This window comes from Candidatus Methylomirabilota bacterium, assembly GCA_036002485.1.
In the GTDB taxonomy this organism is placed as follows: domain Bacteria; phylum Methylomirabilota; class Methylomirabilia; order Rokubacteriales; family CSP1-6; genus AR37.
Map to the genome: position 1 here is coordinate 1 of DASYTI010000070.1, position 24,359 is coordinate 24,359.

At 67.5% G+C, this 24,359-nt stretch carries 24 protein-coding genes; 15 read left to right on the forward strand and 9 right to left on the reverse strand.

Annotation, left to right across the window (positions count from 1 at the left end; genetic code table 11):
• Nucleotides 1-260 precede the first annotated feature (260 nt).
• Nucleotides 261-722, reverse strand: coding sequence for a hypothetical protein (locus VGT00_07620; GenBank protein ID HEV8531267.1), 462 nt, complete (start codon nt 720-722; stop codon nt 261-263).
• Between the two features lie 1,044 nt (nt 723-1,766).
• On the opposite strand from VGT00_07620, the gene VGT00_07625 reads away from it, so the two are divergent.
• Nucleotides 1,767-2,153, forward strand: coding sequence for a hypothetical protein (locus VGT00_07625; GenBank protein HEV8531268.1), 387 nt, complete (start codon nt 1,767-1,769; stop codon nt 2,151-2,153).
• Between the two features lie 918 nt (nt 2,154-3,071).
• Here the strand turns inward: VGT00_07625 and VGT00_07630 are convergent.
• From VGT00_07630 to VGT00_07650, 5 genes are all read right to left on the reverse strand, one after another.
• Nucleotides 3,072-3,860, reverse strand: coding sequence for an ABC transporter permease (locus tag VGT00_07630; GenBank protein ID HEV8531269.1), 789 nt, complete (start codon nt 3,858-3,860; stop codon nt 3,072-3,074).
• Nucleotides 3,857-4,720 (reverse strand): ABC transporter permease, encoded by an 864-nt coding sequence (locus VGT00_07635; GenBank protein ID HEV8531270.1) that lies wholly within the window; start codon nt 4,718-4,720, stop codon nt 3,857-3,859. Before VGT00_07635 ends, VGT00_07630 begins: the two co-directional genes overlap by 4 nt.
• 10 nt (nt 4,721-4,730) lie before the next feature.
• Entirely contained in the window at nt 4,731-5,825 is a 1,095-nt protein-coding gene (locus VGT00_07640; GenBank protein HEV8531271.1) for an ABC transporter ATP-binding protein, read from the reverse strand.
• Nucleotides 5,826-5,829: 4 nt separating this feature from the next.
• Complete coding sequence (locus tag VGT00_07645) at nt 5,830-6,906, reverse strand: extracellular solute-binding protein (protein HEV8531272.1); 1,077 nt, start codon at nt 6,904-6,906, stop codon at nt 5,830-5,832.
• 308 nt (nt 6,907-7,214) lie between these two features.
• A complete protein-coding gene (locus VGT00_07650) occupies nt 7,215-8,156 on the reverse strand; it encodes a catalase family peroxidase (GenBank protein HEV8531273.1) in 942 nt (313 codons plus the stop codon).
• A 129-nt stretch (nt 8,157-8,285) separates the two neighbouring features.
• On the opposite strand from VGT00_07650, the gene VGT00_07655 reads away from it, so the two are divergent.
• The 4 genes from VGT00_07655 (at nt 8,286) to VGT00_07670 (ending at nt 12,831) form a co-directional block, all read left to right on the forward strand.
• A complete protein-coding gene (locus VGT00_07655; GenBank protein HEV8531274.1) occupies nt 8,286-9,038 on the forward strand; it encodes an alpha/beta fold hydrolase in 753 nt (250 codons plus the stop codon).
• A 316-nt stretch (nt 9,039-9,354) separates the two neighbouring features.
• Nucleotides 9,355-9,912, forward strand: coding sequence for a sigma-70 family RNA polymerase sigma factor (locus VGT00_07660; GenBank protein HEV8531275.1), 558 nt, complete (start codon nt 9,355-9,357; stop codon nt 9,910-9,912).
• The gene (locus tag VGT00_07665) at nt 9,905-10,900 is read left to right on the forward strand and encodes a VOC family protein (GenBank protein ID HEV8531276.1); all 996 of its coding nucleotides are present in this window, start codon (nt 9,905-9,907) and stop codon (nt 10,898-10,900) included. Before VGT00_07660 ends, VGT00_07665 begins: the two co-directional genes overlap by 8 nt.
• Before the next feature lie 1,235 nt (nt 10,901-12,135).
• On the forward strand, nt 12,136-12,831 hold the full coding sequence (locus VGT00_07670) for a TerC family protein (GenBank protein ID HEV8531277.1): 696 nt from the start codon (nt 12,136-12,138) through the stop codon (nt 12,829-12,831).
• Between the two features lie 236 nt (nt 12,832-13,067).
• Here the strand turns inward: VGT00_07670 and VGT00_07675 are convergent, their stop codons facing one another.
• The 3 genes from VGT00_07675 to VGT00_07685 all read right to left on the reverse strand — a co-directional run bounded on the left by VGT00_07675 (nt 13,068) and on the right by VGT00_07685 (nt 14,573).
• Nucleotides 13,068-13,598 carry a YciI family protein gene (locus VGT00_07675; GenBank protein HEV8531278.1) on the reverse strand — a complete coding sequence of 177 codons (531 nt, stop codon included), beginning with the start codon at nt 13,596-13,598 and terminating at the stop codon, nt 13,068-13,070.
• 298 nt (nt 13,599-13,896) lie between these two features.
• Entirely contained in the window at nt 13,897-14,292 is a 396-nt protein-coding gene (locus VGT00_07680; GenBank protein HEV8531279.1) for a type II toxin-antitoxin system VapC family toxin, read from the reverse strand.
• Nucleotides 14,289-14,573 carry a type II toxin-antitoxin system Phd/YefM family antitoxin gene (locus tag VGT00_07685; protein HEV8531280.1) on the reverse strand — a complete coding sequence of 95 codons (285 nt, stop codon included), beginning with the start codon at nt 14,571-14,573 and terminating at the stop codon, nt 14,289-14,291. Before VGT00_07685 ends, VGT00_07680 begins: the two co-directional genes overlap by 4 nt.
• Before the next feature lie 78 nt (nt 14,574-14,651).
• Between VGT00_07685 and VGT00_07690 the strand changes: the two genes are divergently transcribed.
• The 10 genes from VGT00_07690 to gcvH all read left to right on the forward strand — a co-directional run bounded on the left by VGT00_07690 (nt 14,652) and on the right by gcvH (nt 24,359).
• Nucleotides 14,652-15,722: a PepSY-associated TM helix domain-containing protein gene (locus tag VGT00_07690; GenBank protein HEV8531281.1), complete on the forward strand. Its 1,071-nt coding sequence runs from the start codon at nt 14,652-14,654 to the stop codon at nt 15,720-15,722.
• 158 nt (nt 15,723-15,880) lie between these two features.
• The gene (locus VGT00_07695; protein ID HEV8531282.1) at nt 15,881-16,606 is read left to right on the forward strand and encodes a class I SAM-dependent methyltransferase; all 726 of its coding nucleotides are present in this window, start codon (nt 15,881-15,883) and stop codon (nt 16,604-16,606) included.
• 37 nt (nt 16,607-16,643) lie between these two features.
• Nucleotides 16,644-17,624, forward strand: coding sequence for a hydroxyacid dehydrogenase (locus VGT00_07700; GenBank protein HEV8531283.1), 981 nt, complete (start codon nt 16,644-16,646; stop codon nt 17,622-17,624).
• Between the two features lie 162 nt (nt 17,625-17,786).
• Complete coding sequence (locus VGT00_07705) at nt 17,787-18,575, forward strand: putative hydro-lyase (protein HEV8531284.1); 789 nt, start codon at nt 17,787-17,789, stop codon at nt 18,573-18,575.
• Between the two features lie 230 nt (nt 18,576-18,805).
• Nucleotides 18,806-19,537 (forward strand): 5-oxoprolinase subunit PxpB, encoded by a 732-nt coding sequence (gene pxpB / locus VGT00_07710; protein HEV8531285.1) that lies wholly within the window; start codon nt 18,806-18,808, stop codon nt 19,535-19,537.
• Entirely contained in the window at nt 19,537-20,478 is a 942-nt protein-coding gene (locus VGT00_07715; protein HEV8531286.1) for a biotin-dependent carboxyltransferase family protein, read from the forward strand. The genes pxpB and VGT00_07715 overlap by 1 nt, the downstream gene beginning before the upstream one ends.
• Before the next feature lie 40 nt (nt 20,479-20,518).
• Nucleotides 20,519-21,844, forward strand: a complete 1,326-nt coding sequence (locus VGT00_07720) for an aspartate aminotransferase family protein (GenBank protein HEV8531287.1) — start codon at nt 20,519-20,521, stop codon at nt 21,842-21,844.
• A 274-nt stretch (nt 21,845-22,118) separates the two neighbouring features.
• Nucleotides 22,119-22,556, forward strand: coding sequence for a hypothetical protein (locus tag VGT00_07725; protein ID HEV8531288.1), 438 nt, complete (start codon nt 22,119-22,121; stop codon nt 22,554-22,556).
• 285 nt (nt 22,557-22,841) lie between these two features.
• Nucleotides 22,842-23,957, forward strand: a complete 1,116-nt coding sequence (gene gcvT, locus VGT00_07730; GenBank protein ID HEV8531289.1) for a glycine cleavage system aminomethyltransferase GcvT — start codon at nt 22,842-22,844, stop codon at nt 23,955-23,957.
• A 9-nt stretch (nt 23,958-23,966) separates the two neighbouring features.
• On the forward strand, nt 23,967-24,359 hold the full coding sequence (gene gcvH, locus VGT00_07735) for a glycine cleavage system protein GcvH (GenBank protein HEV8531290.1): 393 nt from the start codon (nt 23,967-23,969) through the stop codon (nt 24,357-24,359).

The following is a 24,359-nucleotide window of genomic DNA, read 5'->3' on the forward strand; positions in this document are numbered from 1 at the left end:
GTAGGGGTGTCGCGAGCCCGGGCCACCGTGGAGGTCTGTGCTGACTCCGCCCGGCCCGTCGGTGCGCGCCTCCCCGCCGCTGCGTCGAGGCGCTGGCTTGACCGGACCCACGCGCGGTGACAGGATCGGCCCGAGATGTCAGACGGTTCATCCGCGCTGTGACAGCGGCAAGAGCTCGGGAGCAGGTGGCTGATGTCCGATGATGTCCGAGAACGCCCTTTATGTCTCCTACGCGCCCCACGCGGTGATCTTGGTCTTTCTCATGGAATGCCAACCTCCTTGGAGTCTGCAACATTGGATGACAGCCTTCCCGCAATGACCCTGGCCACGTCGCCCACGATAATAGCTTCTTTCAGGGCTTGGTCTACAGTGATCTGCACACCCAGCGCCCGGAGGACCTTCCGATCTGCGGTCACGTCCGGGAGGGCGTCATGCCCCGTCGCCTTGCCTTCCTGGGCCAGTCGAAGCTCATCAGCCATGTCCTCTGCATTGATCTCGTCCAGGTGGTCCACGAGGGCGTCCTTGGCTGCCAGCGAGGCTCGTGGGCTTACAACGCGGGCACTGGCTGCCTTCGGTCGAGCCACCAAAGTAGGCATGTCTCCGCCCTGCCCGATGGCGTCCAGCCAGTTCTGTTCTTCCTTCTCGGCCTTGTCGAGGTCGGCTGCCGCCCGCTCCCGCCCGCTGTCCTCCGTAGGTAGCTTGATCGTTTCCAGGTAGGCCATGATTTCCCGCTCTATGACCTCGGGAGGAAGGGCTCCGCGCGGCAAGAGCGGTCATTTCACGGTGTCCTGAACAGCGGCCACTCCACGCACCCCCAACAATCATAGACCTGTATCTTGACAACAACTGCAGACACTCCTAGTCTCGTGCCTAGCGTTCGGCCTCTCGAATCAGACCCGTGAGGAGGACGACATGGCGATACTCCGGTTCGGTCTCCTGTCAGTACTTACCCTCGGGATTGTGAGCCTCGGCATGGGGCGTGTCGCTGAGGCGGTGCCCATCTGCGTGACGGGTGGTTCCTGCTATGAGACGAGCACGAACCTCGGGCTTCCGAATAACACGTGGCCCGGCGCCCAGGCAGCGGCCGCAGCGACCTCTTTCAACGGGCAGCCAGGCCACCTCGCGACCCTAACCTCGGCTGCCGAGAACGCATTCATCACGAGCAACTTCGGGACATACATCGCGAACAGCGTCCCGTGGATTGGCTTGTTCCAGTCGCCGACTGGAGTGGAGCCTGGGTCACCGGCTCAGGGTGCCGCAGGTGGTTGGCAGTGGGTGACGGGCGAGCCATTCTATCAGAGCAACACGAATACAGCCGCCGATGTCATCTTCAGTAACTGGAAAGCTGGAGAGCCGAACGAAGGGACGACGCCTCCGAGCAACTGTGTGAATCTGCCCGGAACAAACAGTGCCCCACCTGTCGGAGGCTGGAACGATGCGCCGTGCACAAGTGTATTTGCATTCATCGTGGAATACAACGCAGCACCTGCGGCGGTCCCCCAGCCCACCACGCTCCTTCTCTTCGGCACCACAGCAGCGGGCCTCGGGCTGTTTCGCTGGCGACAGCGTCGCCGGAAGCAGCATCCGTAACCGCTGACGGGAAACAGAAGAGCTCAAAGGGGCCGGCCACTAGAGAGAGAGGCTCCTCCGCTTCGCCATCCTCGACCACCGTGATCGCCGCACATTCCTGGCTGGCACTGGTGCGGTGCTCCTCGCCGCGCCGCTCGCCGCCGAACTGAACATAGCATCCACCGGAAGGACACCCCATGACCGCAACGCTCCTGCTGGCAGGGCTCCTCCTGTTCGCCCCCGGCCTCGCACATGCACAAGTGACGGTTGAGCAGATCGTCGGCACATGGACCGGGACCATTGAGTACGCCTCCACCCGCACGGGCCCGGGCGGTACCACTACGGGCATCCTCACGATCAAGCCCGATGGCACGTGGACCGGCCAATCCGCCGTGGCCGGTGCGCCGCCCGCCCATGGCACCTATGAACTCAAGGGCAACGTCGCCCGTGCAGTCATCCTGAGCCCAGTCCCCTCGGGGTGGGGCAACACCGCCACGTGGACGTTTGCGGAGAAGGGCGGCGTATGGACGATGGTGTCCGAGCGCGATGACAAGAACACGAAGGGCACTTATGTCAAGAAGTGAGTGCCCTATGGTGGGCCAGCCCAGATCAGCGCGCTCGCTCTGAGCAACCTGCTGCCGACGGGAGTCGGTTGCTCATGGATGCGGGAGGGCTGATGGCGTATTCGATCGACGCCCCCGCATCGTATCGCCGCGCCGCCACCTGCGTGGACAAGATCCTCGGGGGCGCGAAGCCTGGCGACCTGCCCATCGAGCAGGCCGACTAGTTCGAGTTGGTCATCAACTTCAAGACCGTGAAGGCCCTCGGGCTCACGATCCCGCCATCGCTGCTGGGGCGGGCGGATGACGTGATCCAGTAGGCGATGGCAGTATGGTCGTCCTGAGCCCACGATTTATCCTAGCGATTCTCGTGCTGGCAGCTTCCACAGCGGCAGCGCAAACTTTGCCTCGTCCCGGTGTGCCGCCGCAAGACGTGTGGACGTACCCCCTCACTCACCCCATCAAGGGCAACTTCACCACGTACTCTGGTGAACGCTGCCTCTACCACATGAAGGGCGGGCAGTTCTACGGCAAGACCAAACCTGAGCGGTGCTATGCGACGGAGGGTGACGCTGTGGAGGATGGCTGTCGACGGTCAAAGCGATAAATGCCAAGAGTAGTGCCGAGCCAAGTTGTGGCGGTAATTGACGAGGCATTCCCCTTCGCTGCTACACAGCAAGAGGGAGAGCGAGTCAAGCTGTGACAGCGGCAAGAGCTCGGGAGCAGGTGGCTGATGTCCGAGAACGCCCTTTATGTCTCCTACGCTCAGACGCCATTGCGGCACACCGGGCTGGACCGGCCCTGGTCCTGGTGACACACGGCAGTGTCGTGAGCGATCTGACCGGGCGCACCGTCCAGATGGGCGAGCTCGTCGTCCTGCGGCGCGGACCTGACCGCAGCCGTGTCGTCGGCGGCCAGCTCTCCGTCGACTCGCGGCGCCTCTCACACCATCAGCCGGAGACCGAAGACGCGCTGCACCAGAAGGATGAGCCCGCCGACGATCGCGATCTGCAGCGCCGAAGCGGCGGCGATGGACGGGTCGGCCTCGAATTGGATCTGCGAGAAGATGTGCACGGGGAGGCTGGGCGCGTTGGCGCCCGCGAGGAAGAGGGCCAGGTTGATGTCGCTGAACGAGATGATGAAGGCGAACACCGCGCCCGTCACCAGGCTCGACCGGAGCAGCGGCAGCGTCACCTTGAAGAACGCCTGGGGACGAGTGGCGCCGAGGCTCATCGCCGCCTCTTCCAGGCGCGGGTCCATCCCGACCAGGCCGGCCGTCACGCAGCGGATGACATAAGGTGTCGCGATGACGATGTGGCCGACCAGCAACGTCGACGATGACGTGGGCCACGCGAGCCGCGCCAGGTAGAGGTAGATAGCGGCGCCGAGCAGGATGTGCGGCACCAGGAGCGGCGACAGGAAGAACGTTTCGATCGCCCGGCGGCCGCGGAACGAAAGGCGCACGAGGCCGATCGCCGACAGCGTGCCGATGAGCGTGGCCACGAGCGCCGTCGACAGCCCGATCACCTGGCTCACGCGAAAGAACGAGCGAACGAACATCTCGCTGGCGAAGAACGCTTGGTACCACTTGAGGGAGAGCCCTTTGGGCGGGAAGTCGAAGGTCGAGGTCGAGCCGAAGGACACGGTGATCACCACCACGAGCGGGGCCAGCAGCAGGACGTAGACGACGACCACGAAGGGCCAGAGAAACCGCGGGGGGCGGCCGGTCATCGCCGCGCCGTCTCCAGCCGCGCCCGGCGCCCGGTGGCCCACAGGGCCAGGCTGACGAGCGCCAGCATCAACACCACGAGGACGATGGTCAGGCTCGCGGCTCCCGGCCAGTCGTAGGCCGTGAGCACCTCCTCGTAGATCTGCTGGCCCACCATCCGCACGCGACGCCCCCCCATGAGGGCGGGCGTGATGAAGGCGCTCATCGACACGCTGAAGACGAGCAGCGTGCCGGAGACGAGACCGGGCATGCTCAGCGGCACGATGGTCCGCGCGAACATCTGGCCCCAATTCGCGCCGAGGTTCTGGGCCGCCTCCTCGAGGCTCGGCGGAATGCGCTCGATCGCCGCCATGATCGGCAGGACCATGAACGGCATGCTCTGCTGGGCGAGGCCGAGGATGACCGCCGCTTCGGTGTAGAGCAGCCGCACGCCGTCAGCCGCGCCCGCGAGCCGGAGCGCCTGGTTGACGAGCCCCTCGCTGCCGAGGATGACGACCCAGCCGAACACGCGGATCACCGTGCTGACCATGAGCGGCATGATGAGGAGGAACAGGCCGAGGGTCATGACTCGCGACGTCGACCGGGCGAGGAGATATGCCAGGGGGTAGCCGAGCACCACGCATACGAGCGTGACGACGACCGACAGCCGAAGCGTGCGCACGAACAGGTTGGCGTAGTACAGCTCGAAGAGCTTCGCGTAGTTGGCGCTCGTGAACTCCGCCACCGCGATCTTGGTCGGCGAGTGGAGGTACACGCTCAGGAGTGCCACGTTGGCGAATGGCAGGACGAGGAAGACCAGGAGATAGAGCCCGTACGGCCCGACGAACATCGTCCAGTACGGCCGGGGGCGGGGTCGGTCCATCCGGCGCGCCCTACCGCCGCAGCACGTGGATGTCTTCGGGGTCGATCGCCAGATCGATCGCAGCGCCCGAGGTGATGGCGCGGGTGCCCTTGCTGTTCTTGATCGACACCAGCAAAGGCTGTTTCTCCAGGGCGAGCACGCGCAGGTGCAGATCCTCTCCCAGATACGTGACGTCGCGCACGCGCGCGCTGAAGCGATTGGCGACGGCCGAGCCGCCATCGCTGTCCGCCACCATCTGGAATCGCTCGGGGCGCAGCAGCAGCGTCACCGCCGCGCCCGTGGCGTCCGGAACATGCGGGATCGAGAGAGCGAGCCCCTGCTCGGTCTCCACCGCGGTGCCGGCGCCGCTCCCCGGGGCACAGACTCGCGCGGTCAGAATGTTCGAGCTGCCGATGAAATCGGCAACGAAGGCGGTGGCCGGCCGCTCGTAAATCTCGCTCGGCGTGCCGACTTGCTCGATCCGACCCTGTGACAGGACGGCGATGCGGTCGGACAGGGCGAGCGCCTCGGTCTGATCGTGGGTGACGTAGACCGCCGTCTTCCCGAGCCGGCGTTGCAGATCGCGCAGCTCGTAGCGCATCTGGATGCGTAGCTTGAAGTCCAGGTTGGACAGCGGCTCGTCGAACAGGAGCAGGCTCGGCTCCAGCACCAGCGATCGGGCGATCGCGACCCGTTGCTGCTGCCCGCCCGAGAGCTGGGCCGGGTAGCGGTCCGCGATGTTCGGCAGATCGACCAGCTCCAGCATCTGGGCGATCCGGCGCCCGATCTGCCCCTTGTCGACCTTGCGCAGGCGCAGCCCGAACGCGATGTTGTCGAACACCGTCAGATGGGGAAACAGCGCGTAGTTCTGGAACACGAGCCCGACGTCCCGGCGGTGCGGGGGCCGGTCGTCGAGCCGCTGACCGTCCAGCTCGATCGAGCCGTCAGACAGGATTTCGAACCCCCCGATGCAGCGCAGCGTCGTCGTCTTGCCGCAGCCGCTCGGACCGAGCAACGAAAAGAACTCGCCCTCCATCACCTGAAACGACAGGGGGCCGACCGTCACGTGCGGCGAGAAGCGCCTGGTCAGCCCCCTGACGTCCAGCTTGACCTTGCCGCCGGCCACCGTCCTAGCCCAGCACCTCCTTGTTCCAGCGGGCGAGGTAGGCCGCGCGGTGCTGGTTCATCTTCTGGAAGTCCAGCGGCATCATGTTCTTGAGGTCGGCGTCCTTCAGGGCATAGTGCGCCAGCTCCGGCGGCAGCTTCGCCTTCTTGTTGGACGGCGGATAGCGGAAGCGCTTTGTCATCTCGATCTGGTACTCGGCATCCAGGGTGATGTTGACGAACTGCTGGGCCTGCCGCTCGAACTTCGTGCCCTTGAGGATGGGGAACCCATTGCCGACCTGGAGGCTGCCCTTCGGGTACACGATGTCCACCGGCACGCCCTCCGCCTGCAGCGAGAAGCAGCGGCCGTTCCAGAACGGCATCATCCAGATCTCCTCGCGCGTGAACGCCTTGAGCGTCACGTCGGTGTTCTCCATGATGACCGCGTCGTTCTTCTTGGTCAGCTCCGCGATGGCCTTCATGCCCGGATCGATGTTGTCGGGGGTGCCCCCGAGGGACTGGTTCAACGCGTGCAGCCACTGGATGCCGACCCAGCCATAGGCCGGAACGCCGATCTTGCCCTTGTACTTGGCACTGGCCAGGTCGTTGAACGAGGTCGGCTTGGTGGTGACGCGCTTGGTGTTGTAGACGAGGCCCATGACGATCTGCGTGTGGGCGGCCCAGTACGACTTGAGCCCAGCCCGCGGCGCCTCGAAGGTTCCCGGTAGCAGGTCCTTGTAGTTGGTGACGATGCCGAGATCGTAGTCGTGGAGGCAGCCGCCGTCGGCCAGCATCACCGCCTCGGCGTTCAGGAGCGCGGGGACGGTGAACGGCGGATTCCCGCACTGGGCGATGGCCTTGGTGGCAATCACCGAATCGATCATGTGCGCGTAGCTGACCGGGGTGTTGAAGCGCTTCTCGAAGCCGGCGTTCACCACGTACGCCTGCTTCAGGCCGTCGCCCCACGACCCGCCCGTCGAGGCAATGGTGAAGGCGTCCTCGGCCCAGGCGGGTTGCGTGTCGCCCAGCTCGGCCGCCGCAATCGCCGCCGCCCCCAGGCCCAGGGTTCGCATCATGTCGCGCCGTGAGATCTCTGTTCGCATGACCGCTCCTCCTTCACGGGGGGTGCAGTTCGCGTCAATGGGATCAGCTCGCCCCGGGGAAACCGCTGGCCGCGTCTCGGCCTGGCCAGAAGCTACCAGCCTCGCCGAACCCCTGTCAAAGGCTCTGCGCGCCCGCCCGACTTCATGCTCGCCGAGTGCGATCTCGACGTGATAGTGGGGGTCATGCTCCCCCCACTCGCGAAGGCGTTCGCCGTGTCGAAGCGCCCTACCGGCTCGGCGACACGCGGGCGGTGATGATCGAGGGCCCCGGCCGCAAGGCGCTCGAGCTGATCGAGGTCGAATAGCGCTCACTCGCCCTTGCTGCGGCGCTCGTAGGAGATGGCGTAGGCGGCCGACCGCGCGAGCAGGATCGGATCGTTCGAGAGATCGATGCCGTCCGTGCGGTTGGTGGGGTCGAAGACCAGCCGCCGCTCGTCCTGAGCGCTCGTCGGCGAGATGCCGGTCACCTCCAGGCGCCCCAGCTCGACCCGCGGGCGATCCGCCGGCCACAGCGCGGTGGGATCATCGGTCGGATCGCCCTCCGCGGCGACCTGCAGGAGCAGGCGGAAGGCGGCGGGGCTGGTGCGCAGGCGGCTCTCCAGCTCGTCGCGCAGGAAGCTCGGGCTGCGCTTGCCCGCCTCCTCGGGAGACAGCGCCGCCTCGCCCGCCTCGGGGACGAAGTGATAGCGGCCGAAGCGCCGCGAGCCGTCGGCGGCGGTGAACAGGAACGCGTGCTCGGCGTGGTAGCTGGTCTGCGCGTAGCTGGCGGGCACCGGCTTCTGCATCAGGCGTCCGACGAAGGCCGCCGCGGCCGGATGGCTAGCGAGAAACTTCGGCACGCCGTCGGGAGCGGGCTTGCCGGTGGCCGGGTCCGGGAGCTGGGCCCGGAGGAACTCGAGAAGCTCCTCGGGTGTCCGGGCCACGAAGCCCTCGATCGAGTTGGCCAGGATGTCGGCCGCCTTCCCGTCCGCCAGCTGGAACTTCACCGACATCGACCGCACGTTGGGCACACCGTCGTGCACGTCGGGGTTGCCGTTGGAGTTGGAGAAGCGGACGACGGTCGGCACCGGACCGCCCTGGAAATGCGAGGCGCGGGTCATGCCGCGCGCCTGCGCGGATGGGCGAAACGTCCCCGCGCAGACGAGGCCCTTGGCGTGCACGGGGCGGAAGCCGGCGTGCGGGCCGGCCAGCGCCCTCATGGTTTCGACGAGCTGGGCGATGACGGCTTGAGACGTGGCGGGTGCAGACATCGAGGGCCTCCTTCTCGATCGGATGCCAGCTTCGGGCCGGGCGACTCGGACGGAGCGGGAGCCGCAGGAACGCCCTGCAGTGTACTATCGGGGCGCTGCCGATGCGACGACAGCACGGGAGGAACAACGATGCCAGGCTTCACGCGCCCTGATGCAGAGATCTACTACGAAGTGCACGGGTCGGGTCATCCGTTGCTGCTCTTCGCGCCGGGAGGACTGCGCTCGCAGCTCGAGTACTGGCGCTCCAGTCCGAGCAACCCGTCGGCGCCGCCGCCGTGGATGAATCCGATGGTCGACCTGGCCAGCCGGTTCACGGTGGTCGGCATGGATCAGCGCAATGCCGGCAAGTCACGCGGCGCCGCGACGGAGACCCACGGCTGGCACACGTATGCAGGCGATCACCTGGCGCTGATGGATCACCTCGGCCATCGCCGCTTCCACGTTATGGGCGGCTGCATCGGGGCCACCTACTGCCTGATGCTGTGCGAGCTGGCGCCCGAGCGGATCAGCGCCGCCGTCCTGCAGAACCCCATCGGCCTGCACGAGAACCGCGACACCTGGGAGGAGGCGGTCAGCGGCTTCGCCAAGACCATGCTGGCCCGGGATCCGTCGCTGACCGAGGATGTCATCCAGAAGTTCGGCCACAACATGTTCGGCGGCGACTTCGTCTTCTCGGTGAGCCGCGACTTCGTGCGCCGCTGCCCCACGCCTCTCTTGCTGCAGCCCGGCACCGACAAGCCGCACCCCGCGGCGACCAGCGCCGAGATCGCCAGCCTCGCGCCCAACCTCGAGATCCAGAAGGACTGGCGCGGCCCCACGCATCTGGCCGAGTCGATCCGCCGTGTTACCGACTTCCTGGCGCACCACACGCCCACGTCGTGAACGTCGCTGGGCCGAGCTTGGGACCGCCCGGATCCACTCCCGCCGTGGCCGAGAACAGAACTGGGCGCGTGCCTTACGGAGTTTCTCCGACTCAGACTTGACGGAGATCCGGGGAGGGAAGTTCAGTGGTACGGAAAGGCCAAACGCCCCGCGTTTGGATCGGCCCTGAGGTGTTCTTGAGCGCTTGGGCTGGCAAGCGCGGAACAGGTCGGAACCATCTCACCGTCACTGACGGACATTCGCTTCCCGGGTCCAGTAACAAATGATGGCTCTGCCGTAACTTCCTTGCCGCCCGGCGGTTAATGGTACGTGAGCGATGGTGAACGCAGAACGAGTCCCGGACGAGCAGGGAGCGGACCCCGACGAGCGGGCGCTGATCGAGACCGCCCAGCGGGACCCGCGTCGCTTCGCCGAGCTCTACGCGATGTACTTCGACCGCGTGTACGCCTTCATCGCCCGGCGTGTGCCCGCGCGCTCGGACGCCCAGGACCTGACCGCCGAGGTCTTTCAACAGGCGCTCGCCAATCTCGGTCGGTTCGAGTGGCGGGGGGTGCCGCTCGCGGCCTGGCTCTACAGGATCGCGGGCAGCGCGGTCGCTGACCATTACCATCGCATCGCCCGGGAGCGGAGGGTGCCGCCCGACCCGGACCCGCCGGCCGCGGAGGCTCGGGATGTCACGCGCCGCGCCTCCGTCTACCAAGCCGTCCGCGCCCTGCCCGACGATCAGGGCCGCGTCATCCGGATGCGCTTCGCCGAAGAGAAGAGCATCCGGGAGATCGCGCAGGCCCTCGGGCGGACCGAAGGGGCTATCAAGCAGCTGCAGTTCCGCGCCCTCCAGAACTTGAGAGCGCGATTGGATCAGGACAATGCCTGAGCGAGATCCGGCCGAGCGACTCGACGAGCTCGTGGAGACGATCCTGACCCGCGGGGGCCCAGGGGCGGGCGCCGTCGACGACGCGCAACTGGCGGCGCTGCTGCGTCTGGCCGCGGATCTGCGCGGACTCCCGCGCGAGGACTTTCGAGAGCGACTGGAGGCGCAGCTGGCCATCACCGCGGCACGCGCGCCGAGAGGAGACGACATGATCACCGCAATCACACACGTCCGTGCGGGCTTCCACGCGATCACTCCCTATCTCAGAATCCCACAGGCCGCGGACCTGCTCGAGTTCATGACGCGCGCATTCGGGGCGACGGAGACGTTCCGCACCATCGGATCCGCGGGCGGGCTGCATGCCGAGGCGCGGATCGAGGACTCCATGGTGATGGTCGGTGGCTTCGAAGGCATGTCGGCGATGCCGACCGCGTTCCATCTCTACGTCGAGGACGCGGACTCGACGTACAGGCGGGCGCTCGCGGCGGGTGCCATCACCTTGCACCCGCCGGTGGACCAGTCGTACGGAGACCGAGAAGCGTCAGTGAGAGATCCGTTCGGCAATCACTGGTACATCGCCACCCACACCGCGACGCCACGCGGCGGCCACCGGCCCACGGGTCTGCGCGCCGTCACGCCGTACTTGCATCGCGACGCCGGCGGGCTGATCGACTTCCTGAAGGCGGCCTTCGCGGCCGAGGAAACCGACCGCCACCAGTCGCCAGATGGCGTGATCCATCACGCGAAGGTCCGTATCGGCGATTCGTTCGTCGAGATGGGCGAAGCGCACGGCCAGTGGCAGCCGATGCCTGCCGCGTTCTACCTCTACGTGGAGGACGCGGACGCGCTCTACGCGCGGGCGCTGCGCGCGGGGGCGACGTCGGTACAGCCGCCGGCGGATCAGCCGTACGGCGATCGCACCGCTCACGTGCGAGACCCGCACGACAACGTCTGGTTCATCGCGACGCACCGGCCAGGGAGGAGCGACTAGTGCACCGTCCAGTAAATTCGGGACTCACCCATAGATGCAGGGGGTAGCCCGTGAATGCCCAGCGGAACGGACGGGCGGTACGATTCCAATGGCGGGCGAACTGCGTGAAGCGCGCTGCTATTTCGGCGGCTATCCGAAGGCTGGCCCGCTTGAGCCATTGCCGCTCCAGTGCGCTGAGCCAGAGCTCGATCTGATTGAGCTACGAGGCGAGGAGCGGGGCAGGGGACGAGGCGATGTATCTGGGCGCACTGCGACAGGGGCGAGCTTCATGCTCCCTACCCGTTCACGACCCGCGGTCTTACCACCGTACGTGGTGGACTGGACGGTGACCACGCCTCGCTAGCTGCCCGCACGTCCCTCCCCTGACGCCGCTCCGCTTCGGGGGCGAGCAAGACCGGGGAAGCGGCAAAAACCCGATGCCGCGCGAGGGGCCCCGCCAGGACACGATTAGGAATGACGAGACCCGCGTGGACGTCCAGTCCGACGGGATTCTACACCGACTTGCCAGGCTCCCGCCAGCGAGCCCGTTTGGTAGCGAGCCTCGCCTCTTCTGGGAGCACTACTGCGGAAAGTTCACTCGGCGCAGGAGATCCTGGAAGAGTGGGTGGGAGGGCAGGTGGCCGAGCACGGCCCCACGCGGTCCGGGACCATCAGCAGCCTCGCCCGCCCAACGCTTCGAGCGATCTTCTGCTACAATCCCTTTCGATGTGTCGTCTGGTTCTTCTGCCGCTCTTCTTGGTGTTGTCTCTCGACTTCGCGACCCCGGACGCCCTGCTGGTCGTGCCGGGCGCGCGAAGCCTTCAGTGGGACGACGAAGAGGAGGGTGTCCCCAGCCGGCGTCAACGGGTCCGCCCGGAACGTCATGACACCGCGTCGCCCCCCGTCCAGCCGTCCGTCGTAACCACTCGCCCTCAGCGGGTGGTTGAGAGAGCGGCTCCGGCTGACCGACGCAATCGTCCGACCGCCTGGCTGGTTCCGATCAGGCAGGCTCATCTCCCGTCGTTTGATTCCGCGGCACCGCCCGAAGACCACTAGCCTCCGTCACTCGTAGTTTCTTCTCCTTCAGTGCCGCCGTTCGCGGCGACACGTCTGCGTCTGTCGTTCTCTACCCAACGAAGGGGCCACGAGATGACGAAGAGGCTCGATCTGACCTTGATCCTAGTGCTGGCGTGGCTGTTGCTCCATCGGTTCGTGCTGATGTGGTACAAGCGCTTCCTCGGGGTGGAGTGAGCCCCGTGCTGGCCGCTCCTTTCGAGGCGGAGTTCTTGGCCCGGCTGGGAACCATCGTGGTCATCGACCTGATGCTCGCCGGTGACAATGCGCTCGTCATCGCCCTCGCCGTGCGCTCATTGCCGAAACGCCAACAGCTGCTCGGCCGTGTCTTCGGTACGGCGGGAGCCGTCCTGCTCCGCATCATCCTGATCGCGCTCGCCATCGCGCTCCTGAAAATCCCGTTCTTGCAACTCATAGGGGGGCTCGTGCTCGTCGGGATTGCCTTCAAGCTTGTCCGTCCTACGGCGGAAGAGGGGAAACATGTCCGGCAAGGCAGCTCTCTGCGCAGCGCGATCGGGATCATCATCGTGGCGGACTTGGTGATGAGTCTCGACAATGTGCTCGGGGTGGCGGCCGCGGCCCACGGCGACATGCGGCTGGTCGTGTTCGGGATCGCCCTCTCCATCCCGATTGTCGTGTGGGGCAGCGGCCTGCTCGCGCGGCTGATGAACCGGGCTCCCTGGGTCATCTGGCTGGGGGGCGCCGTTCTCGGCTACGTCGCCGGCGATATGATTCTCGATGACGAGGCGCTCCGCTCATGGCTCGGTGAGGCGGCGGCGCCTTTCGTTCAGATCATTCCGATCGCCCTGGCCACGGTTCTCGGCGGGCTCGGGTGGTGGTTCGCAGAAAAGCCGAGCCGTGTGGCCTCCCCAAAATAAAGGTTCGGGGCGAGATCTCACATTGCCACATTGCCGTCGAGGCGCAGAGCGATGTCATTGCCCTTGGCGTGGCTGGAGGCGGATGGTTATTGGCAGCTCGTGCCCGTTGGGGGGGGCGGCCTAGAGGTTGCGCGATGGCCAATCCGAAGGTTGCTGTGACAAGGCAGGTCCCGAGGGAGGACCCTCGGGCGAGGCGGGCTATGTCCCTGCCGACGCCGCGTCGCGAGCCGTCGCGGTTACAGCGTCTGGCTCCACGCGCGCGCGATCAGGCGGGTGCGGTCCCAGCCGCCGGCGTCGGCCAGCCACGCGATCGCTTCTTCGGCGTTCGCGGAGCGTATCACCGCGAGGCCCGCATCGTTGTCGATGAATCCGCCGAATGCCGCACGCTTCTGTCGCTGCAGCGCGGCGAGACCGGAGCGTGCCAGCGTGCGCTCGGCCGGCACGCCGTCCACGATCGTCGCCTCGAGCCCCGCGTCGACCGGAGGGAGTTCGAGGGGCTCGAGGAACTCGGTGAAGGCCCGCGGATGGTTCGCCGCGAAGAGCCCGGCGCGATTGAACTCGTTCTCCTCGAGCAGGCGCATTAACTCCGCGCGGTCGGCCACGCGGTAGAAGATGTGGGCGGCCGTGCCATCAGGCTCGGGCCCCCCCGCCACCACGCGCCCTTGCTCACGGAGGCCCGCCAGCTGCTTGAGATGCGCGGGTCGGAACGGCAGGCGGCGCGCCATGTAGTCCGCAGCGCAGGTGAACCGGACGTGGTAGATGGTCAAGGCGCGCCTCCAGGCCAGGCGTCCGAAGACTCGTCGTTCATCATCATGCCTCTGTGGGATACTCGCCCCTGCCGGGGACCGGATCAAGCCCTTTCACGCTGGAGAGAAACGCACGGCAGTCATCCGCGTTGTCGAGGATCGAGAGGGTTCGTATGATTCGCGGCCCTGGCCTCGGTCGGCGGCTCCACGAACAGTCACGGCTCAGGTTCTCGGAGTCGTCTGCGGGGTCAGCTCTCACAATCCAATATGTCTACCGTGAGCGAGGAGCGCCAGGATGCGCTGGCGTCTGGACCACTCGTCACCAGATGGTCTCGACGACGGGACTTGCCCGCAGCCGCGCATCGCGGCTGACCAGGGGCACACCGTCCGCGCGGGCGGTCGCCGCGATGAGCCGGTCCGCAGGATCGGCGGGGAAGTCGTCGGGGAAATGCGTGGCCAGCGCGGCCACCGAGGGCGTGATCTCCTTGACGGTCACACCGCTGCGATCCACCAATGCCCCGAGCCACGCCTCCGGCGTTCCCTGAGGGATCACGCGACCCCGCACGATCATCATGGCGACCTCCCAGAGCGTGATCGAGGCGACGGCGAGGCCGCCGTCATTCGCGGCCCGACGGATCGCCGTCGCCGCGACGCCGGACAGCCGGCGCGGCTCGAGGCAGAGCCAGAGCCAGGCATGGGTGTCGAGGACGATCACCGACGCTTGCCACGGGCGCGGGGCCGCGCGCGCCGGGCCGCGCTCCTGTGGCTGATGGCCCGCCACGTGTCGGCGGCCAGGACGGGGGCCTCGACGTCACCCACGATCCGCGCGGTCCCGGTCATGCAGCCGAAGACATCCGTCGCGGGCGCGTCGGGTGGAACGAGCTTGGCCACGGGCCGACCCTTCTTGGTGATCACCACCGGCGTCCGGTACTTCTTTACCTCTTCCATGACACGCAGGCACCGCGCCTTGAACTCGCCCGCTGGCATTGTCCTCATGGTCTCCTCCGCACGTTCATGGTCATCACGACGTGACCATGATAGCACACGCGCAGGCGTGGTAGCTTCTCGCCAGCCATGCGAGTCCGCGCCCTCGCGCTGCGCCTGCATCTGCTCGTCGGCGTGCTCACGGGTGCTGCCCTCCTCGCTCTGGGGCTGAGCGGCGCCGTCCTCGTCCTGCGGCCGGACTTCGAGAGCTCGCAGAGCGCCGGGCTCACGACGGCTTCCTCCGCCGAATCCGCTCCATCGCTCGATGCGCTGCTCGAGGCGGCGCGACGCCGTCATCCCGGTTTCGTGGTGACCAGTCTTTCCCTCCCCGGCCGCGGCACGGCGGCGCGGGTCGGCATGCTCGATTCGGCGGGCGGCGCCCTCGAGGTGCTGGTCGATCCGCGTAGCGGGCGGATCGTGAGCTCGAGCTGGGCGGAGCGATCGCCGCTCCATGCCCTCCGGCTCCTCCACACCGAGCTCTACCTGGGCGCGCGCGGGCGTGCGCTCGTCGGCATCCTCGGTCTCTGGCTGATGCTCCAAGGGATCACGGGACTCTATCTCTGGTGGCCCTTGATGAGAAGGCCCCGCTGGGGCTTCACCATCCGCTGGGCCCGGCCGTGGCCCGTGGTCGGCTGCGATCTGCACAAGGCGCTGGGCGCCGCCTCGCTCGTCTTTCATCTGCCCATCGCGGCCACCGGCGCGCTGCTGGGGATGGTGGCGCTGCCCTCGGGGACGCTCGAGGTCGGGCGAGCGCCATCGCTCGCCGCTGCCCCTGCTTCGCTGGCGCCGGCCGCGCGAAGTCTCGAGACGCTGGCGCGAGAGGCCCGGCGCGCCATGCCGGGAGCCACCATCACGGCGTTTCGGTTCCTGCCGGACGGCCTCGTGGCGGTGACGATGCGAGTGCCGGGTGAGCTGGATCCGCGCGGGGCCAGCCTTGTGCTCCTGCAAGCCGCCGGGGGAAGTGTCGTGAGCGTGAGCGACTCTCGGCAGGCGCCGTGGACGGCCCGGCTTTGGGCTGGTGCGAGAGCCCTCCACGTCGGCGCCGTGGGCGGGTTCGCGGCAAGGGCCGTCTACGTCCTCGGCGGCCTCGCCTCGGTCGCCCTCGCCCTTTCCGGGTACGTCTTGGCCCTGGCCCGCCCTCGCGCGCTCGGGGGCCCCTAGACTAGGAGTCTGTCCGGGCAATTCCGCCCCCTCGCGAGCAGAATGTTCCGCTTCGAGCGCCGGCTTTGCCGGCGCCATCGGTTCGGGGGGGAGGCTTCGGAAGGGGGCGGAGCCCCCCTCCGAGCAACCTAGCGTACCGGATTCGGTATAATGCGGCCGTGTTCGACAGCCGATTCTTCGAGGAGTCGTGGCCGACCATCTCGCGGGGCCTCGAGTCCGAGGCGGACGCCGAATCCGAGGTCGGCTGGATTCTCGGCCACGTGGCTCCCGCCGCGGCCGGACGGATCCTGGACGCCCCCTGCGGATTCGGCCGCCACTCGCTCGCCCTGGCGCGCCGCGGCTTCGACGTCACGGGCGTGGATCTCTCGGAGACCGAGCTCCAGCGGGCCAAGGAGCGCGCGGCGGGGGCGGGGCTTCCCCTCCAGCTCGTCTGCCAGGACATGCGGGACATGGAGTTCTCGGGCGAGTTCGACCTCGCCCTCAACCTCTTCTCCAGCATCGGCTTCTTCACCGACGACGAGGACCGCCTCCTCCTCGACCGCTTCTGCACAGCCCTCAAGCCCGGGGGGGCTTTCGTCCTCGACACGCGCAACCGCGACTTTGCCATCCACGACATCGCGCCCGAGGAGATCGTGCGGCTGCCCGAGGGCACCGTCCGCGTCAAGAACCGCTTCGATGTGCGGGCCAGCCGCGTCCAGCAGAGCTGGTGGCTCGAGAAGGATCATCGCCTGCTGGGGGAGATGGAAATTCGCATGTACTCGGCCCACGAGCTTCTGCGCATGCTGCGCCCGGAGCGGTGGTCCCAGGTCGAGCTCTTCGGCGGGCTCGACGGGCGGCCCTTCGCCCTCGACTCGCCCCGCATCGTGCTCGTCGCCACCAAGTAGGGAACCTCTAAAGAAGCTCCATCAGAGAAGGAGTCCAATGAAGCCCCTCGTCGTGCTGGCCGGCCCCATCCATGCCGATGGCATCAAGCTGCTCGAGAGCGAAGCGCGCGTGGTCGTGTCGAGCGAAGAGACAGAAGCCGGAATGCTCAAGGTCGCGCAGGAGGCCGAGGGCATCCTCTTTCGCGCCAAGCCTGCGTGCACGCGCTCCCTGATGGCCGGCTGCAAGCAGCTCAAGGTCGTCGGCCGGCATGGAGTCGGCCTCGACACCATCGATCTCAAGGCGGCCACGGACCTGGGCATCGCCGTCGTCCACGCCCCCGGCTCGAACTCCAACTCCGTGGCCGAGCACGCCATCATGCTCATGCTGGCCCTGGCCAAGCAGGCAGTGGTGGTGGACCGGCGCACCCGGCTGGCCGACTGGGGCAAGAGCCGCTCCCAGGGCCTGCTCGAGATGAACGGCAAGACGCTCGGCATCATCGGCGTCGGCAATATCGGACGGCGGGTGGCCAAGACGGCGGGCGCCCTCGGCATGCGCGTGATCGGCTACGACAAGTACGTGCCGGCCGACGAGCTGAGGAATCGCGGCGTCGAGCCCATGCCGGACATGGCCTCCGTCCTCCGGGCGGCCGACGTGATCACCTGCCACACCCCGCACACGCCGGAGACGCATCACATGATCAACGCCGCCTCCATCGCCCAGATGAAGGAAGGCGTGATCTTCATCAATACCTCACGCGGCAAGATCCAGGACGAGAGCGCGCTCCTGGCGGGGCTCGAGAGCGGCAAGATCCGCGCGGCGGGTATCGACGTCTTCGAGGAGGAGCCGGTGTCTTCCGACAGCCGACTGCTTCAGCGCGACAACGTGATCGTGAGCCCCCACATCGCGGGCGTGACCGAGGAGACGACCCGCGGCACCGCCATGCTGGTGGCCGCCGAGATGCTGCGCGTGCTGCGCGGGGAGAAGCCGCAGGTGCTCGGCAACCCCGATCTGTGGCCCAAGCTCGGCCACTTGAAGTAGACTCGTACTGGGCCAATTTGCTTCGCCATACTTCGTTCTCAGTCGGCGGCAGCCCTCAACGTACGAACAAGTACGCCTCAGGCTGCCGCCTCCTTCGGGCCTCGTCTGGCTCGCAACTTGGCCCAGTACAGACCCGAGAGCATAGGTAGAACGGAGGGCCTGATGCCTATCGATGCGCGCCACCCGAGAGAGATCCGAGCCGACATCCGAAGCGGCAAGTTTGCCGGCATCACGGCCGGCTTCGGCCCCGGCTTCGTTCAGGCCAATATGGCCGTGCTGCCCCGGGACGACGCCTACGACTTTCTCCTCTTCTGCCAGCGCAACCCGCGTCCGTGTCCGCTCATCGAGGTGACGGATGTGGGCTCGCCCGAGCCAGTCGGCGCGGCGCCGGGCGCCGATCTCAGGACCGACCTGCCGCGCTACCGGATCTACAAGGACGGCGTCCTTGCCGACGAGGTGACGGACGTCAAGGCGTTCTGGCGCGATGACCTGGTCGCCTTCCTGCTGGGCTGCTCCTTCACCTTCGAGTGGGCGCTCATGGACGCGGGCATTCCCCTCCGTCATGTCGAGCGCGGGTGCAATGTCTCGATGTGGAAGACCAGCATCGCCTGCCGGCCCGCCGGCCGCTTCCACGGCCCCATGGTGGTCTCGATGCGACCCATCCCGCACGAGATGGTGGCCAAGGCGGTCACAGCCTCTGCGCGCTTCCCCGGGGCGCACGGCGCCCCCATCCACGTGGGCGACCCCGCCGCCATCGGCATCACTGATGTGACCAAGCCCGATTGGGGCGATGCCGTCGAGATCAAGCGGGGAGAAGTTCCCATGTTCTGGGCCTGCGGCGTCACGCCGCAGGCAGTGGCCCTGGCCTCGAAGCCCGCCTTCATGATCACCCACAGCCCCGGGCACATGTTCATCACCGACATCCCCAACAGCTCGCTGGCCGCCTTCTAAGCTGGATTATTCATGAAGGAGATTCTCTCGTCGTACGGCCCCCCTGACCGACTCAGCCCTCGCCTCGCGGCGGCGCCGCTCAGCTCGAACTGCGGCCCTCTCCCCCGCCGCGGGGGAGAGGGATGAGAACACTCTCGCCACGCCGCTCTCTCCATTCTCATCCCTCTCCCCCAGTGGGGGAGAGGGCAGGGTGAGGGGGTCAGGTGTTCGCGCAGAATCCAGGCTAACTGGTGGGGATCTACGCCGAACCCCGCTTCCTTCCGTGCGGGGATCTCGCGCTGTCGGTGGAGTTCGCGGATGAGATCAGCCACGAGGCCAATGCCCGGACCCTCGCGCTCGAATACCTGATCCAGCAGAAGGCGCTTTCCGGGGTCACCGAGACCGTCCCGACGTTCCGCTCGCTCCTCGTCTACTACGATCCGCTGGTCGTGGGCTGGGACGATCTCGTGGCATCGCTCCGCGCGCTCTGCCGTCAGGCGCGCCCCGACGTGCTGCCCCCCGCGCGGACTGTCGAGCTGCCGTGCTGCTATGGCGGCGAGCTCGGCTTCGATCTCGAGGCGGTGGCCAAGCAGGTCGGTCTGCCGCCGGATGACGTGGCGCGACTCCACGCCTCCGCCGACTACTACGTCTACTTCGTCGGCTTCACGCCGGGGCTGCCCTACATGACCGGCATGTCGGAGCGTCTGAACATCCCGCGTCTCGCCCAGCCGCGCGTCAAGACGCCGCCGGGGAGCGTCAGCATCGGCGGCGTGCAGTGCTGCATCTATTCCGTGGAGAGCCCCGGCGGCTTCTGGGTGCTCGGTCGCACGCCGGTGCGCCTGTATGACCCCTCCTCCACCGACCCCATCCTCCTACGCGCGGGAGATCACGTTCGCTTCCGGATGATCGATCGTGCCGAGTACGATTCCATCGAGACGGCCGCGGCCGAGGGGCGCTATCGCCCGCGCATCGAGCGGCCCTGATGCCGACCCTCCTCGTCCAGGACGCGGGCCCTCAGACCACGGTGCAGGACCTCGGCCGTCGTGGATCGCTGCGCGTCGGCATCCCGCCATCGGGTCCCGTGGACCGCGAGGCCTTCGTGCTCGCGAACCGCCTCGTCGGCAATGCCGATGACGCCGCGGGGCTCGAGTGCACCCTCATGGGCCCGCGGCTCGAGTTCGCCGACGAGCGATGGGTGGCCGTCACGGGCGCCGTCATGGCCGCTACCCTCAACGGGTTGGCCATGCCGCGCTGGGCCGCCTTCGAGGTGGAAGCGGGGGACGTGCTGCGGCTGGGCCCCGCCGCCTCGGGCGTGCGCGCGTACATCGCCGTCTCGGGCGGTCTCGATACGCCGCCGGCCCTCGGCTCCCGCGCGACCTATCTGCGCGGGCAGATGGGCGGCTGGCGGGGGCGCGCGCTCCGCAAGGGCGACGAGCTGCCCCTGGGTCCTCACTCGGGCGGGGCGCCCGTCGAGGTGCGCGCCTCCCTCATCCCCGACTACACGCGGGAGCCGATGGTGCGTGTCGTGCTGGGGCCTCAGGACGACCGCTTCACGAAGCGCGGCATCGCGGCCCTCTTCGAGGCGCCGTACGAGATGACCCCGCACAGCGACCGCATGGGGGCGCGCCTCCGCGGCGCCCGCATCGAGCACACGCGCGGCCACGACATCATCTCGGACGGCGTGGCCCTGGGGGGCATCCAGGTGGTGGGCGATGGCCAGCCCATCGTGCTGCTCGTGGACCGGCAATCGACGGGTGGCTATACGAAGATCGGCACGGTATGCTCGTTCGACATCGGGAGGGTGGGGCAGGTCAAGCCCGGCCAGCGGCTGTCATTCAAGCGGGTGACGGTCGGCGAGGCCCATGAGCTCCTGCGCGCGTACCGGCGCGAGCTCGACGACGCGATCGCATTTCCCACGGGGTAGACGGATCGCTGAGCCGGAGAATCCAGGAAGGAGTCACGACATGACGCTCGAGACCATCGTCAACGACTACAAGGCCAAGACCTCACGCTCACGGCAGATGTACGAGGAGGCGCTCCGGGTCATGCCGGGCGGCAACAGCCGCACCACAACCTTCTTCGATCCATACCCCTTCTACATCACCCGCGGTCAGGGCGCCCGCATCTGGGACGCCGACGGGACCGAGCGTCTCGACTTCAACGGCAACTACACGAGCCCGATCCTCGGCCACGCGCATCCCTCCGTGGTCGAGGCCATCACCGAGCAGGCCACCCGCGGCATGTCCTTCCCGGGGCCGAGCGAGCACGAGGTCAAGCTCGCGGGGGTCTTGACCACGCGGATTCCGAGCATGGAAGTGGTGCGCTTCACCAACTCCGGCACCGAGGCGACCATGAACGCGGTGCGGGCCGCGCGCGCCTTCACGGGACGGAGCAAGATCGCCAAGTTCGAGGGCGCCTATCACGGCACCCACGACTGGGTGCTCGTCAGCGTCTCTCCCGACGTGGAGAAGGCCGGCTCTCGCAAACGTCCCAAGTCCCTGGCCTACTCAGCGGGCGTCCCCGACACCGTCCTCAAGCACACCATCGTCCTGCCGTGGAACGATGCCGAGGCGTGCGTCAAGATCCTGGAGAAGCACGGAGGCGACATCGCCGGGCTCATCGTAGACCCGCTTCTCGCCAATGCGGGCATGCTGGTGCCCCAGCCGGGCTTCCTCGAGCGCCTGCGCGAGGTGACGGAGAGGCTGGGCATTGTCCTCATCTTCGACGAGGTCATCTCATTTCGCGTTGGGCAAGGCGGCGCCCAGGCCCGCTTCGGCGTCCGGCCGGATCTGACCACCCTCGGCAAGATCATCGGCGGCGGGCTCGCCGTGGGCGCCTTCGGTGGCCGCGCGGAGGTGATGAACTACTACGATCCGCGCGGGGGCAAGGGGCGCATCAGCCACGGCGGCACCTTCAACGCCAACGCCGTGACCATGGCGGGCGGGCTCGCCACCATGCAGGAGCTGACGTCCGAGGCCTATGCCAAGCTCGAAGCCTTGGGTGAGCGGCTTCGCGCCGGCGTCAAGCGGGCTCTGGCGAAGGCGAAGCAGCCCGCGCAGGTGACGGGCCTGGGCTCGCTCTTCTGGATTCACTGGACCAAGAAGCGGCTCAGCGATTATCGCTCGAGCCGGCCCGCGGATGCCGAGCGCCCGCTCCGGACCTTCATGGGACTTCTGAACGAGGGTGTCGTCCTGTCGCAGCGGGGTCTCGGCTGCTGCTCCCTCGCCATGACGGAGGCGGACGTGGACCAGTTCGTCGCGGCTTTCGAGCGCGTCATCAGCAAGGAGTGATCAGAGGAGTGCCCGAACGCATTGCTTCCTAACCGGGACTATTCGGGAGACAACGCCACCCTGGTCTATTCAGCCCTCGCCTCAGGGCTGCGCCCTTCAGCTCGAACTGCCGCCCTCTCCCTCGGAGAGGGAGAGGGATTCATTTTGATCCCTCGCCCCCAGAGGGGGAGAGGGCAGGGTGAGGGGGAGGCCGGAATGCGGTAGGTGCGCTCGCGAATAGTTCGGGCTAATGGGCCGGCCTGACAGGCATAATGGATAGCCAGGAGGATCGATCATGATGATGTCTCAGCGCTTCGTGGCAGGAATCACGGCGGTGGCTTTCGCGGCGGTGCTCAGCGGCTGCGCGTCCTCAGGGAATCCGCAGCCCTCGGTCTACGCCTATCCCGCCAAGGGCCAGACGCCCGAGCAGCAGGCGCGCGATTCGAGCGAGTGCCAGACGTGGGCCAAGCAGCAATCGGGCTGGGACCCGGCGACGGACACCGCCAAGGGCGTGGGCATCGGCGCGGCCGTTGGCGCGCTCGGTGGCGCCGCGCTTGGTGCGGCGGTCGGCGCGGCGGCAGGCTCTCCCGGCACCGGCGCGGCCATCGGCGCGGCCGCAGGTGGGATAGGCGGCGCGACCTATGGCGGCACGCACCAGTACGGCAAGGGCAAGGCGGGCTACGACGGTGCTTACGCCGCCTGCATGAACGGCCGCGGCTACACGACCAAGTAAGATCGTAGACCTCCTGCGCCCCGGCGCGGCGGCTCCCACGCCGCAAAAGTAGGTCTGGCACTGGGGCAAGTTGCGAGCCAGATCAACTCAGCCCTCGCCTCGGGCTGCGCCCCTCGGCTCGAACTGCCACGCGCGAGCGGGCCGGCAGCCCGAGGCGTACGTGGGTGTACGTTGAGGGTTGCCGGCCCGCTCGCAACGAAGTATGGCGAAGCAAATTGACCCAGTGCCCGGGGCGTGCTTCCCATTGCGGCGCCGGGGCCCATCCATTAAGATGATGGCGCTCCCATGACGCAGACGCCGGCTCCCCTCAAGCGCACGCCTCTCCGAGATGTCCACGTCAAGGCCGGCGCCAAGATGGTGCCCTTCGGCGGCTGGGACATGCCCGTGCAGTACACGGGCATCATCGAGGAGCACCGCTGCGTCCGCTCGGCCGCGGGGCTCTTCGACATCAGCCACATGGGTGAGTTCGAGGTGAGCGGCCCCGCCGCCCTGGCCGCCGTCCAGCGCGTGACCACGAATGACGCCGCGGCTCTCGCCATCGGGCAGGTCCAGTACTCGCTCCTCTGCCGTCCCGACGGCGGCATCGTGGACGATCTCACCCTCTACCGGCTGGCCGACGAGCACTACATGCTCACCGTGAACGCCTCGAACATCGACAAGGACTGGGACTGGGTGACCGAGCAGGGCGGGTGCCGGGCGGCGTGGAGCAATGTCAGCGACGAGACGGGGCTGCTGGCCGTGCAGGGGCCCAAGGCCGAAGGGCTCGTCCAGCGGCTCGCCGACACGGACGTGACGCGCGTGCCCTACTACCACTTCGTCAAGGGCGGCGTCGCGGGGGTGCCCTGCCTAATCTCCCGCACGGGCTACACGGGCGAGGACGGCTTCGAGCTCTATGCGCCGGCCGCCCGCCTCGAAGCGCTCTGGCGCGCGCTCCTGGACGGAGGCAAGGGCGATGGCATCCAGCCCATCGGCCTGGGCGCCCGGGACACCCTCAGGCTCGAGATGAAGTTTGCCCTCTATGGCAATGACATCGACGAGACAACCAATCCGCTCGAGGCAGGGCTCGGCTGGGTGGTCAAGCCTGGGAAAGGCGATTTCATCGGGCGCGAGGCGATCGAGAAGGTGAGGGCCGCGGGAGTCACGCGCAAGCTCGTGGGCTTCGAGATGGCCGAGCGCGCGGTGGCACGTCACGGCTATCGACTGCTCAAGGACGGCGCCGAGGTCGGCGTGGTCACCTCGGGATCGTTCTCCCCGAGCCTCGAGCGCTGCATCGGCATGGGGTATCTGCGCGCCGACCTCGCCCCGGCCGGCACGGAGTTCGACGTGGACATTCGCGGCCAGGCCCACCGGGCGCGGGTGGCCAAGACGCCCTTTGTCCCCTCCAAAGCCAAGAAGTCCTAGGAGATCGTGATGGCGAATGTTCCGGCCGACCTCCGTTACACGAAAGAGCACGAGTGGGCCAAGCTCGAAGGGGACAAGGCCCGCGTGGGCATCACGGCCTTCGCCCAGGAGCAGCTGGGCGACGTGGTCTTCGTCGAGCTTCCCAAGGCCGGTACCAAGGTGAGCGCCATGAAGACCTTTGGCGTGGTCGAGTCCGTCAAGGCGGTCTCCGATCTCTACGCGCCGTTGAGCGGGGAAGTGGTCGAGATCAATGCCGAGCTGCCCAAGAAGCCCGAGCTCGTCAACGCCGATCCGTACGGCCAGGGCTGGATGATCGTCATCAAGCTGGCGAGCCCAAAAGAATGGGAGGCCCTCATGTCCGCGGCCGACTACGAGAAGCTCATCGCCTCGGCGGGGCACTGA

What these genes read in the sequence shown, in the direction of transcription:
- VGT00_07630 (HEV8531269.1), bottom strand. Translation starts at nt 3,860, where the DNA reads ATGACCGGCCGCCCCCCGCGGTTTCTCTGGCCCTTCGTGGTCGTCGTC.
- gcvH (HEV8531290.1), top strand. Translation starts at nt 23,967, where the DNA reads ATGGCGAATGTTCCGGCCGACCTCCGTTACACGAAAGAGCACGAGTGG.
- VGT00_07665 (HEV8531276.1), top strand. Translation starts at nt 9,905, where the DNA reads ATGCCTGAGCGAGATCCGGCCGAGCGACTCGACGAGCTCGTGGAGACG.
- VGT00_07645 (HEV8531272.1), bottom strand. Translation starts at nt 6,906, where the DNA reads ATGCGAACAGAGATCTCACGGCGCGACATGATGCGAACCCTGGGCCTG.
- VGT00_07705 (HEV8531284.1), top strand. Translation starts at nt 17,787, where the DNA reads ATGCCTATCGATGCGCGCCACCCGAGAGAGATCCGAGCCGACATCCGA.
- VGT00_07720 (HEV8531287.1), top strand. Translation starts at nt 20,519, where the DNA reads ATGACGCTCGAGACCATCGTCAACGACTACAAGGCCAAGACCTCACGC.
- VGT00_07715 (HEV8531286.1), top strand. Translation starts at nt 19,537, where the DNA reads ATGCCGACCCTCCTCGTCCAGGACGCGGGCCCTCAGACCACGGTGCAG.
- VGT00_07685 (HEV8531280.1), bottom strand. Translation starts at nt 14,573, where the DNA reads ATGAGGACAATGCCAGCGGGCGAGTTCAAGGCGCGGTGCCTGCGTGTC.
- gcvT (HEV8531289.1), top strand. Translation starts at nt 22,842, where the DNA reads ATGACGCAGACGCCGGCTCCCCTCAAGCGCACGCCTCTCCGAGATGTC.
- VGT00_07660 (HEV8531275.1), top strand. Translation starts at nt 9,355, where the DNA reads ATGGTGAACGCAGAACGAGTCCCGGACGAGCAGGGAGCGGACCCCGAC.
- VGT00_07650 (HEV8531273.1), bottom strand. Translation starts at nt 8,156, where the DNA reads ATGTCTGCACCCGCCACGTCTCAAGCCGTCATCGCCCAGCTCGTCGAA.
- VGT00_07625 (HEV8531268.1), top strand. Translation starts at nt 1,767, where the DNA reads ATGACCGCAACGCTCCTGCTGGCAGGGCTCCTCCTGTTCGCCCCCGGC.
- VGT00_07700 (HEV8531283.1), top strand. Translation starts at nt 16,644, where the DNA reads ATGAAGCCCCTCGTCGTGCTGGCCGGCCCCATCCATGCCGATGGCATC.
- VGT00_07690 (HEV8531281.1), top strand. Translation starts at nt 14,652, where the DNA reads ATGCGAGTCCGCGCCCTCGCGCTGCGCCTGCATCTGCTCGTCGGCGTG.
- VGT00_07635 (HEV8531270.1), bottom strand. Translation starts at nt 4,720, where the DNA reads ATGGACCGACCCCGCCCCCGGCCGTACTGGACGATGTTCGTCGGGCCG.
- VGT00_07620 (HEV8531267.1), bottom strand. Translation starts at nt 722, where the DNA reads ATGGCCTACCTGGAAACGATCAAGCTACCTACGGAGGACAGCGGGCGG.
- VGT00_07655 (HEV8531274.1), top strand. Translation starts at nt 8,286, where the DNA reads ATGCCAGGCTTCACGCGCCCTGATGCAGAGATCTACTACGAAGTGCAC.
- VGT00_07725 (HEV8531288.1), top strand. Translation starts at nt 22,119, where the DNA reads ATGATGATGTCTCAGCGCTTCGTGGCAGGAATCACGGCGGTGGCTTTC.